Below are 11,531 nucleotides of genomic sequence, written 5' to 3'. Positions count from 1 at the left end.
AATGACTGACACCAATGTTGTAGAAAAAGAAACTAATGAAAACGTTAATGAAACGGACAAGCCTGATTTAGCTCAGCGACTAAGTAAAATAATACTAGGCTTAGCGCTATTTTATTTTCTTTGGTATGTCATTGGTGACAGGCTGACCCCTATTTCTGATCAAGCTAGGGTAAGAGCATTTGTGATCCCTATAGTGCCACAAGTATCAGGTCAAATTACCGATATATATGTGGGTGGTGATAAAATCGTTAAAAAGGGCGAGTTATTATTTGAAATAGATAATCGTGATTTTAAATTTGCGCTTGATAAAGCTAAAGCAAGTTTGGAGTTAACCGGTCAAGAAATTGGTGCTGATACGGCAATGGTAGGCTCTGCTAAAGCAAGTTTAGACCAAGCTAATGCCGATTTAATCGTAAAACGCATCAACTCTAATCGTGTCTTCGAACTTGAAAAACAAGGTATCATTTCCGGGTTCGATGGAGACAGAGCTCGAGGCGTATTAACGCAAGCCGAGCTTGAAGTTGTCAATGCCCAAGCATCTTATGAAGAGGCTCAACAAAAACTAGGAAAACAAGGTGAAAACAACCCGAAATTACTTAGTGCATTAGCTGAAGTGTCAACAGCTCGGTTAAATTTAGATCGTACCCAACTTCGAGCACCAAGTGATGGAGTAGTATCTTATGCAAAAGTTAATGTGGGTTACTATGCCGCGGCAGGGCAAAAAATAATGACCTTTATTTCAAATGAAATGGTGTGGATTGAAGCTGGTTTTAGGGAGAATAGTTTAGGTAATCTTAAATCGGGAGATCCTGTAGATATTGTTTTAGATTCTGCTCCTGGGCAAGTTTTTTCTGGCGAAGTGATGACCATAGGATTCGGTGTTAGTTTCGATCAAAGCAAACCAGGTGAACTGCCAACTCCTGAGAAGCCTCAAGGTTGGATGCGAGATCCACAACGTTTTACCACCATAATTAAATTTACTGATGAGCCTGATAAACGCTTATTACGTGAAGGTGGGCAAGCAGATGTTATAGCCTATACTGGCGATAGTTTTATCTTCAATAGTTTGGGTAAGATTTGGGTTAGAATCACTAGCTTCTTAACGTATCTTTACTAGTTTATGATTGCGGTTTTAAATACTCAACTACACAAGCAAACTCCAGAGCGAATAAGGATTATTCGTTTTACGATTGGTGTAACACTAGCGATCGCCATTGCTTTCGGATTTGATTGGCCATTAGCGTTTATTGCGGCAGTTTTTACGGCAAATTTTTTAGGAAACAACTCGCCTAAACTGCCATTTAAAGCACTGTTTGGCATCCTTATCGTTAGTATTACTGCATTTTGTGCAGGTATATTAGTGACGCGATTTTTACTACCATTCCCTATTGTTTTTATTTTGATCATGACCTTACTGATATTTTTAGTTTCATATTGGGGCTATTCTGGTGGTAACGATTTTGTCATAACCATGCTGTTAGTGGGCTTTACATTAGTGCCTATGCTAGGTTTATTTAAACAAGAAGTCGCAAGCGTGGTAACTATCGGATTCTTATTTTCTTGCTTAATTGCATTACTCATTACCATGATAATGCATGAAATAATCCCTGATAATCCAAATACTGAATACGAAGATAAAGTAGAAAAACAAGGCTTAAAATTGAAATCAACTCGTTTTCAATTAGCCTTGCTAAGTACAATAATTATCATGCCAGCCATCGTATTTTTCATGTTTTTTGGCTTAACCAGTTCACTTCTTATTTTAGTGTTTATTGCTATTTTAGCGCAAAAACCAGATTTATTGATGGGAATGAAAGGCAGTAAAGCATTACTATTAGGCAATACCATCGGAGGATTAGCAGCTATTGCTGTTTATAAGTTACTACTTATTGCTCCCACATTTACAGCGCTAGTATTGCTTTTTGCTGTGGTAAATATTTACTTTGCTAAGTTGATTTTTTCAGATAACCCCCTTGCACCATTATTTGCCATGGCGCTCACTACGATGATTATTCTAATATCTTCAGGAAGTTCTGGTGATGCCGGCGCTGGAGGGAAGTTTTATATTCGTATATTACAAATTGGTGCAGCTTGTGGATACATCATTTTTGCTACTTACCTGACTACTCCATTATTAACTCAAATAAAGTCGGCTTACAAAGCTAAAACTTAAACGTTTCATCATTTCAAAGGGATCCATATAATGAAAAATCTAGTATGTGTTTTCTGCTCTATAACTTTACTGATATCTTGTGCCACTGAAGATGCAAGCACTGATATTAACCCTGATCTAAGTTCTGATATTAGTCCTGAAATAAATACTGAATCTATTCAGTCTCAGAAAACTAATTTCAGCTCGCCTACTGCTGATGAACAACTTGTCAGGTTTGCCATAATAGGCGACCTTACGGGTGGTGAACGCTCTGGTGTTTTTAATGTAGGTGCGCAAAGCATATATGCAATGAAACCAGACTTTATTATGAGTATTGGCGATTTAATTGAAGGCGGCACTGAAGACATAGCCAAAATGGACAAAGAATGGTCAACGTTTAACAAAAATTTGAACAACCGAGATCTGGAATTTTATCCAACAGTTGGAAATCACGATATATCAAACAATGTAATGCGCCAATGGTATGAAGAGAAGGTAGGCCCTCGTTATTATCATTTTGTTTATAAAAATGCGTTATTTTTGGTATTGGATAGTGAAGACTTTACTGATGTTTTTTTTGAAGAGCTAAAAACCAAACGAAATGATGCGATAAAAGTGTATAAGAAAGACCCCAGAGATTTCGCTTACACTGAGTATGCGCAAATGGATGAACGTAAATTTGGCGAAATAAGCGCTGAACAAAAAGAATATATGGTTAATGCCATTAAAGAAAATCAAGATGTTCGTTGGACATTTTTGTTTATGCATAAGCCTGTTTGGCAAGATAAAAAAGAGCAACACTTTAAACAAATTGAACAAGCATTATCGGAGAGTGATTATACGGTTTTTAATGGTCACGTACATTCGTATGAACATACTGAACGCTTAGGAAAAGATTACATTCAGCTAGCGACTACAGGTGGAGAAATGAATGCTCAATCAGGCATTAATATGGATCATATTATGTGGGTTGCTTTAAAAGATAAAACGCCGAGCTATTTAAATATTAAGCTTAACGGCATGATAAATAAAGAGGGTAAAGTGCCTGCTGGTGGTGATGAACTGTGCTTAAATTCGGCAGGTTGTAACTAACCTCCCTCCAGGCAGCAGCCTTATTTAACATTTCTATTTTCCGAGTTGATGTTAGCTAGAAAATTACAATTTACTACAAGACTCAACAAATCTCGTCTAGCAATACTATTATTCGGTACGCTAGACTCGCGGCATAAAAACCTATCTAAATTTGTTTAAAAGCATGTTCATGACTTCAAGAATATGAATTCACTGCACTAATTTCATACTTGAAACATACTTTTAAGATTAAACATTGGCATTTGCTTACTTGGCGGATGGCAAAACTATTATATGTTGAATTTAACCATTCACCTGTTTAACTTAAGGTAATCAAAATGTTGAAAAAACTTCCACTTTTTTGTAATGGATTAATTGCGATAGCATCTATTTCGAACATCGCACACGCATCAGATAAAAAACACTTTCCAGGTATATTCATTGGCGCAACCACTATTGAAAGTCAAACTGACTTCTCATATGGGTTGGAATATGAGTACAAATTTGCCGATAAATGGGGCGCTGGGGTTGTGATGGAAAATACTGACAATGCCCATGAAGGTGCAGGAATTGAGGTTAGACTAGCTTCTGTATACTTTCATCCTATCGAACATTTGCGTTTGGGTGTTGGTGTAGGTGAGGAAAAAGTAAACGGTAGCCATGGCCACCCAAGTCATGAAGAAGACTTGACTCGTGTTTCGGCTAATTGGGACATACCTGTAGGTGATTTTGAAATTGCCCCAACAATTGCTTTTGATTTTGTCGGCAGTGAAACAACAACAGTGGTTGGCATTGCCATAATACGACCATTTTAATTTAATTCCTCTCTTCCCCCATCCTTGGTACGAGAGGATAAGCACTTCCATGTGCAAGCCCTCTCTTTCCCCCATCCTTGGTACGAGAGGATAAGCACTTCCATGTGCAAGCCCTCTCTTTCCCCCATCCTTGGTACGAGAGGATAAGCACTTCCATGTGCAAAAACGCCAGCTAATGCTGGCGTTTTTTATAATCTAAGTTAAAGCGAAATTACTTTTTCTTTTTAACGGCTTTTGCATTTGGAAGATCTGTAATTGAACCTTCAAAAATTTCTGCAGCTAAACCAATAGACTCGTTTAACGTTGGGTGAGCATGGATAGTTAAACCAATATCTTCTGCATCAGCGCCCATTTCTACAGCTAAACAAATTTCGCCAAGCATTTCACCAGCATTGATACCTACGATAGCACCACCTAATACACGGCCAGTGTCTTTTTCGAAGATCATCTTAGTTTTACCTTCAGTACGAGCTGAAGCGATTGCACGACCAGAAGCAGCCCATGGGAAGTTAGCAACTTCAATGTTTAAGCCTTGCTCTTTTGCTTCACGTTCAGTAACACCAACCCAAGCCATTTCTGGATCAGTATAAGCAATAGAAGGAATACAACGTGGGTCGAATACGTGTTTCTTACCTGAGATAACTTCAGCAGCACAATGTGCTTCATGAACAGCTTTATGAGCAAGCATAGGTTGACCAACAACATCACCAATAGCGAAGATGTGGTTAACGTTAGTACGTAATTCGTTAGTAACGTTAATGAAACCACGCTCGTCAACATTAACACCAGCTTTATCAGCTGCAACTAAGTGACCATTTGGTTTACGACCAACAGCAACTAAGATTTTGTCGTAACGAACTTGTTCTGCCGGCGCATTTTTGCCTTCAAATGTTACGTATAAACCATCTTTTTTAGCTTCAACGGCTACAACTTTAGTTGATACCATGATGTTGAATTTTTTCTTGTTGTAGTTGTTGTAAACTTTAACAATGTCTTTATCTGCAGCTGGTACTAATTGATCGGCGAACTCAACAACAGATACGTTTGAGCCTAAGGCGTTATAAACTGTACCCATTTCTAAACCGATGATACCACCACCTAGAACTAACATTTCAGCTGGAACATCTTGTAATTCAAGAGCGCCAGTTGAGTCGATAACACGTGGGTCATCTTTAGGGATAAATGGCAAATCGACCACTGAAGAACCAGCAGCGATAATTGCATTATCAAAAGAGATGTTGGTTACTGTTCCGTCGTTTGCTTCAACAGCGATAGTGTTGCTGCCGGTAAATTTACCAAAACCAGTAACAGTTTTAACTTTACGCGCTTTAGCCATTCCGCCTAAACCGCCAGTAAGTTGACCGATTACGTCTTCTTTCCAGCTGCGAATTTTGTCTAAATCAATTTTTGGAGTGCCAAAAGTAACACCGTGAGATGCCATTGCAGCAGCATCATCTATTACTTTAGCAACATGAAGTAATGCTTTAGAAGGGATACAACCTACGTTTAAACAAACACCACCAAGTGTAGCGCGGCTTTCTACTAATACTACATCTAAACCAAGATCAGCAGCACGAAATGCTGCAGAATAGCCACCAGGGCCAGCGCCTAAAACAACGACTTGAGTTTTAATATCGTTACTCATGTTAACCTCAAAAATTACTTATATTTATTGACCAACTCATGTCAGCCAAGCTGATACCAACCACTCATGCAACTGGTACTATACCCGAAGGTATGAATTCTGTGTTTACAGGTAACAAAAGCGGGTGCTTTGTTACTGCAATTTAATGCCTTAGTTCACAATTTTTTATGACTAAGCATTTTCGCCCGCAAGTTTACATTGTGTGACAAAAAATCGCCAACAAAACTGTAATAAATTAGACTTAAGTCTCTGCTTTTCGTAAAAACTTTCATCCAGTACAACAATTTTGTTATTCAGCAGATAAACGGTCACTTCAAATCGACTTAAAGTAACGGTGTAATAACTTTATTATTACACCGCTTATCAATTATAAAATTAGTTGACGAATATCACTCATTACTGACGATAAATGCACGGTAAAGCGTGCAGCTAACGCACCATCAATTACACGGTGATCGTACGACAGAGATAATGGCAACATTAATTTTGGCTCAAAGTCTTTTCCGTTCCACTTAGGTTTCATTTCAGACTTAGAAACACCTAAAATGCCGACTTCTTGGCCATTAATAATAGGAGTAAACGCTGTACCACCTATACCGCCAAGGCTAGAAATAGTAAAACAGCCACCTTGCATGTCGGTAGCTTTCAGCTTACCGTCACGGGCTTTAAGACTAATTTCTAATAACTCTTTAGATAACTGATGAATGCCTTTTTGGTCAACATCACGTACAACTGGTACAACTAATCCATTAGGCGTATCTACAGCTACACCAATGTTGATGTATTTTTTCAAGATCAAACTTTCACCGTCTTCACTCAAGCTTGAGTTAAATACCGGAAATTCACTTAATGCATCAGCAACGGCTTTTAAAATGAAAACAAGTGGCGTAATTTTAAAGCCAAGCTTTTTCTTCTCAGCGATAACGTTTTGTTCTTTACGGAACGCTTCAACGTTGGTGATATCTGCTTCATCAAATTGAGTAACATGCGGAACAGTTACCCAGCTACGATGTAAAAATGGACCAGATATTTTTTGAATACGAGATAGTGGTTTAGTTTCAATTTCACCAAATTTAGAGAAATCGATAGATTTGGCACCAATAACTTGTAATCCACCAGCACCACCTGAAACAGAAGTGTTTGCAGTAGCTTTAGGGCGTGATAATTCGTACTTAACATAAGATTGAACATCTTCTTTTAAAATACGACCTTTATTACCTGTACCTTTAACTTGCGTTAAATCGACACCAAATTCACGGCCAATACGGCGAATTGAAGGTGATGCATAAATATGACCTTGGCTTTGCTTCGTACCCGCACTTGGATGATGTGGTACTGGCGCTGCCTTTGGTGCGGCTGGGGCTGCTGGAGCAACAACTGTCGTCTCTTTTACAGGCGCTGTTGTTGCAACTGGTGCAGGCGCTGCTACGCTAGAAGATGTTTCAAGCATAATCACTAAGCTGCCTTGCTTAACTTTATCGCCAGTAGCAACTTTAACTTCAACTACCGTGCCCGCTTCAGGAGATGGCACGTCCATTGTCGCTTTATCTGTTTCAAGAGTAATTAAACCATCTTCAGCTTCGATAACATCGCCGGCAGCAACTAATACTTCGATAACGTCAACTTCACCGTCTTCGCCAATATCAGGTACAACAACTTCAATTACGGCACTTGCAGCAGGAGCTGCAGGAGCGGCAACAGGAGTAGTTTCTACAACAGGAGTTGGCTCTGCCGCAACAGGTGCAGCAGGAGCTTCAACACTAGCCGCGGGCGCATCAGCGCCTGCCACTTCAATCATTACTACTAAATCACCTTCATTAATTTTGTCACCAACGGCAACTTTAATTTCAGTGATAGTACCTGCAAATGGTGCAGGAATATCCATTGAAGCTTTGTCAGTTTCAACACTAACTAGTGCATCTTCAGCTTCAACTGTATCGCCTACGGCAACACATAACTCAATAATTTCAACTTCATCACCACCAACATCAGGGACTAGAACTTGTTTAATATCAGACATCTGTATTTTCCTTTCCTAGTCAATTATGCGTATAGCGGGTTAATTTTGTCAGCATTAATACCAAAGTCTTTTATTGCTTTAGTAACAACTGCCATTTTAATTTCGCCACGTTGAGCTAGTTCATATAGTGAAGCAACAACAATGTAGTTGTGATCAACTTCAAAATGACGACGTAAGTTTGCACGTGAATCACTGCGACCAAAACCGTCAGTACCCAATACACGGTAATCGGTATTGATGTATGCGCGTACTTGATCAGAATACGCTTTAACGTAATCAGTTGCAGATATTGCCGGACCATTTTCACTAGTAATTACTTGGCTAATAAATGGCACTTTCTGCTCAGCTTCTGGGTGAAGCATGTTGTAACGAGTCGCTTCTTGACCTTCACGAGCTAGTTCATTGTATGAAGTCACTGAATAAACATCAGATGAAATACCAAAATCATTCGCAAGAATTTGCGCCGCTTCGCGCACTTGTAACAAGATAGTACCTGACCCCATAAGTTGGACATTAGCTTTTGCTTTTTTGCTAGGCTTAACGGTTTCTAACTTGTAAATACCTTTAATGATGTCATCTTCGGCATCTTTTGGCATTTCAGGGTGTTTGTAGTTTTCATTCATTAACGTTAGGTAGAAGAAAATGTTTTCATTCTCTTCATACATTCTACGTAAACCTTCACGTACGACAACTGCAACTTCATAACCGTATGTAGGATCATAAGTAACACAGTTTGGAATTAATCCAGCTTGCACATGTGAATGACCATCTTGATGTTGTAAACCTTCACCATTCAACGTTGTACGACCAGCAGTAGCACCTAATAAGAAACCGCGTGCTTGGCTGTCTGCTGCTGCCCATGCTAAATCACCAACACGTTGGAAGCCAAACATTGAGTAGTAAATGTAGAATGGGATAGTTGTAGCATTACATGTAGAGTAAGACGTACCTGAGGCAACCCATGACGCCATTGCACCTAATTCGTTAATACCTTCTTGCAGTACTTGACCCTTTTTATCTTCACGATAGTAAGCCACTTGGTCAGCATCTTGTGGAACATATTTTTGACCTTCGTTAGCGTAAATACCAACCTGACGGAATAAACCTTCCATGCCAAAAGTACGAGCTTCATCAGGAATGATTGGTACAATGCGCTTACCTATTTTCTTATCTTTTAATAAGTTATTAAGGATACGAACAAATTGCATTGTTGAAGATACTTCTCGCTCACCCGAGCCTTTTAATACCGCATCAAATATTTTCAGCTGAGGAACTTCTAATGCTTCTTCGGGTTGCTCTAAACGTGCAGGTAATGAACCACCTAATGCTTCACGGCGACTCATCATGTATTTGTATTCAGCACTATCTTCAGGGAATTTGTAGAACGGTAAGTCTGCAATATCTTCATCCGCTACCGGAATATTGAAACGATCGCGGTAATGCTTAATTGACTCAACGTCCATTTTCTTAACGTTGTGAGCAATGTTCAATGCTTCACCAGAAGCACCTAAACCGAAACCTTTAACTGTTTTGGCAAGAATTACTGTTGGGCGGCCTTTAGTTTCCATCGCTTTTTTGTAAGCTGCATAAACTTTAATTGGATCATGACCACCACGGTTTAAGCGGTAAATGTCTTCATCTGACATGTTCGCTACTAATGCTGCAGTTTCAGGATACTTGTTGAAGAAGTTTTCGCGAGTGTATTTACCACCTTTGGCTTTACAGTTTTGGTATTCGCCATCTACTGTTTCATTCATAAGCTGTAAAAGTTTACCTGATGTATCACGAGCGATTAATGCATCCCAGTATGAACCCCAGATAACTTTAACTACTTCCCAGCCTGCGCCGCGGAATGTGCCTTCAAGTTCTTGAATAATTTTGCCGTTACCACGTACCGGACCATCAAGACGCTGTAAGTTACAGTTGATCACGAATGTTAAGTTATCTAAACCTTCACGAGAGGCTAAACCGATAGCTCCTAATGATTCTGGCTCATCAGTTTCACCGTCACCTAAGTAACAGTACACACGTTGGCCTGAACAATCTTTAATTCCACGATCGGTTAGATATTTTAAGAAACGAGCAGTGTAAATTGCTTGTAATGGACCTAAGCCCATAGATACCGTAGGGAACTGCCAAAAGTCTGGCATTAAGTGTGGATGTGGGTATGAAGATAAACCATTACCATCAACTTCTTGACGGAAGTTATTCATTTGGTCTTCGGTTAAACGCCCTTCTAAGAACGCACGTGAATAGATACCAGGAGAAATATGACCTTGTGAAAAAATAAAATCGCCACTGCCTTTTTCTGACGCACCTTTAAAGAAGTGGTTAAAACCAACATCATAAAGCATTGCAGAAGAGGCGAATGAACCAATGTGACCACCAAGCTCTAAATCTTTCTTAGAAGCACGTAATACTAAAACTAATGCGTTCCAACGAATAGCAGCACGAATGCGCGACTCAATAGTTTGATCAGCCGGCATATGTGGTTCTTGATTTACAGGGATAGTGTTTACGTAAGCAGTTTTTGCTTCAAATGGTAAATGTGTACCACCGCGACGAGCGCGTTCAATTAAAGACTCAAGTAATTGATGAGCACGTGCTGGACCTTCTTGTTCAAGCACAGCTTCCATTGAATCTAGCCATTCTTGTGTTTCTTGAGGATCAATATCGTGATTGAGTAATTCAGTCATAACGATTTTTTAACTCCGGTTCTGATAAACGATTATTGTTTATAAATTAATTTTTTAATTTGCATATAAAGATAGTTCAAATTTCGAACAACCTTTAGTAATTAGTGCCGTTATTTACCCGGCGTTTGTGGCTCTTTATACTTCTTACTCAGCTTTAGCCTGTTTGGAAGCGTCTTAGTGAACGAGTTACTCGGCTTTCTTCTTTACCAAGTTTGAGCATAACTTCTTCTATATAAGCTAGGTTTTTATGACTTGCGCCCCAAGCTTTATTTGGTTCACCACTTATAATGCTTTCCATTAATCGCTGTCTATAATGAGCAATTCGTCCAGGTACTTCAGGCCGCTTAGCAAGCACTTGTAAATTCTTTTCAATGTTATCGATTAATAACGAGCCCATGGCTCTGGCTAAATGTAGAATCACCGCATTATGCGATGCTTGACAAATAGCTAAGTAAAATTCAAATACTGTTTCGGCTTCGCCGCGAAAATTTTCACTAATTTGTGTATTTTCAATTTGAGCAACAGTAATTGCTTCATACTTTTCTTCAATATTCTTAAAGTCTTGTTTCGTACCACGCATTGCTGCGTAGTAAGACGCCATACCTTGAATACCATGGCGAAACTCTAATAAATCAAGTTGCGCTTCACCTTTATTAGCCATCAAATCAAATAATGGATCTGACATACCTTCTAATAAGTTTTCTTTAACAAAAGTACCACCACCTTGGCGACGGTAAACTAAACCTTTAGTTTCTAACTTTTGTATAGCTTCACGTAATGATGGCCTAGATACTGAAAACTGCTCAGCAAGCTCACGCTCGGGAGGTAGTTTTTGTCCGGGCAATAAGCTCCCTTCTAAAATCATATCTTCTAACTGAGTAAGTATCACGTCAGATAGTTTCGGCTGTCGAATCTTTTTAAAGGTCATCTTAATATCACGCCACTGGTTGAATTTAACTTAAGATTATTGGTAAATTGGTCTTACCAATATTTATTTAATTCAACATAAAGTAACAGACTTAGATCAAAATGTAAAATTATTACATTTATTATTCAAGTTACAGTTTGATTGAATTTTGAGCTTAAACCGCATTGGTAAGACCAATAAAAAAGAATAGTATTAGGTAGCTCA

Annotated in this window: 8 protein-coding genes; 4 read left to right on the top strand and 4 right to left on the bottom strand. The window is 39.0% G+C overall.

Annotated features, from left to right (window positions below; translation table 11 throughout):
• The first annotated feature begins 1 nt into the window (after window position 1).
• The 4 genes from RGQ13_RS03195 (at window position 2) to RGQ13_RS03180 (ending at window position 4,038) form a co-directional block, all read left to right on the top strand.
• On the top strand, window positions 2-1,117 hold the full coding sequence (locus RGQ13_RS03195; RefSeq protein WP_348392114.1) for an HlyD family secretion protein: 1,116 nt from the start codon (window positions 2-4) through the stop codon (window positions 1,115-1,117).
• A 3-nt stretch (window positions 1,118-1,120) separates the two neighbouring features.
• A complete protein-coding gene (locus tag RGQ13_RS03190; protein ID WP_348392113.1) occupies window positions 1,121-2,173 on the top strand; it encodes a DUF2955 domain-containing protein in 1,053 nt (350 codons plus the stop codon).
• 30 nt (window positions 2,174-2,203) lie between these two features.
• Window positions 2,204-3,244: a metallophosphoesterase family protein gene (locus RGQ13_RS03185; protein ID WP_348392112.1), complete on the top strand. Its 1,041-nt coding sequence runs from the start codon at window positions 2,204-2,206 to the stop codon at window positions 3,242-3,244.
• Window positions 3,245-3,561: 317 nt separating this feature from the next.
• Window positions 3,562-4,038, top strand: coding sequence for a hypothetical protein (locus tag RGQ13_RS03180; protein ID WP_348392111.1), 477 nt, complete (start codon window positions 3,562-3,564; stop codon window positions 4,036-4,038).
• A 211-nt stretch (window positions 4,039-4,249) separates the two neighbouring features.
• Here the strand turns inward: RGQ13_RS03180 and lpdA are convergent, their stop codons facing one another.
• From lpdA to pdhR, 4 genes are all read right to left on the bottom strand, one after another.
• Window positions 4,250-5,683 (bottom strand): dihydrolipoyl dehydrogenase, encoded by a 1,434-nt coding sequence (gene lpdA / locus RGQ13_RS03175; protein WP_348392110.1) that lies wholly within the window; start codon window positions 5,681-5,683, stop codon window positions 4,250-4,252.
• Between the two features lie 367 nt (window positions 5,684-6,050).
• Complete coding sequence (aceF, locus tag RGQ13_RS03170) at window positions 6,051-7,703, bottom strand: dihydrolipoyllysine-residue acetyltransferase (RefSeq protein WP_348392109.1); 1,653 nt, start codon at window positions 7,701-7,703, stop codon at window positions 6,051-6,053.
• Window positions 7,704-7,726: 23 nt separating this feature from the next.
• Entirely contained in the window at window positions 7,727-10,399 is a 2,673-nt protein-coding gene (gene aceE, locus RGQ13_RS03165; RefSeq protein ID WP_348392108.1) for a pyruvate dehydrogenase (acetyl-transferring), homodimeric type, read from the bottom strand.
• Between the two features lie 154 nt (window positions 10,400-10,553).
• Entirely contained in the window at window positions 10,554-11,327 is a 774-nt protein-coding gene (pdhR, locus tag RGQ13_RS03160) for a pyruvate dehydrogenase complex transcriptional repressor PdhR (protein WP_348392107.1), read from the bottom strand.
• Between the last annotated feature and the right edge of the window lie 204 nt (window positions 11,328-11,531).

The sequence above is a fragment of the Thalassotalea psychrophila genome, assembly GCF_031583595.1.
GTDB classification, from domain to species: domain Bacteria; phylum Pseudomonadota; class Gammaproteobacteria; order Enterobacterales; family Alteromonadaceae; genus Thalassotalea_A; species Thalassotalea_A psychrophila.
Note: the sequence above shows the minus strand (reverse complement) of the source record. Positions and strands in the feature narration are given on the sequence as shown.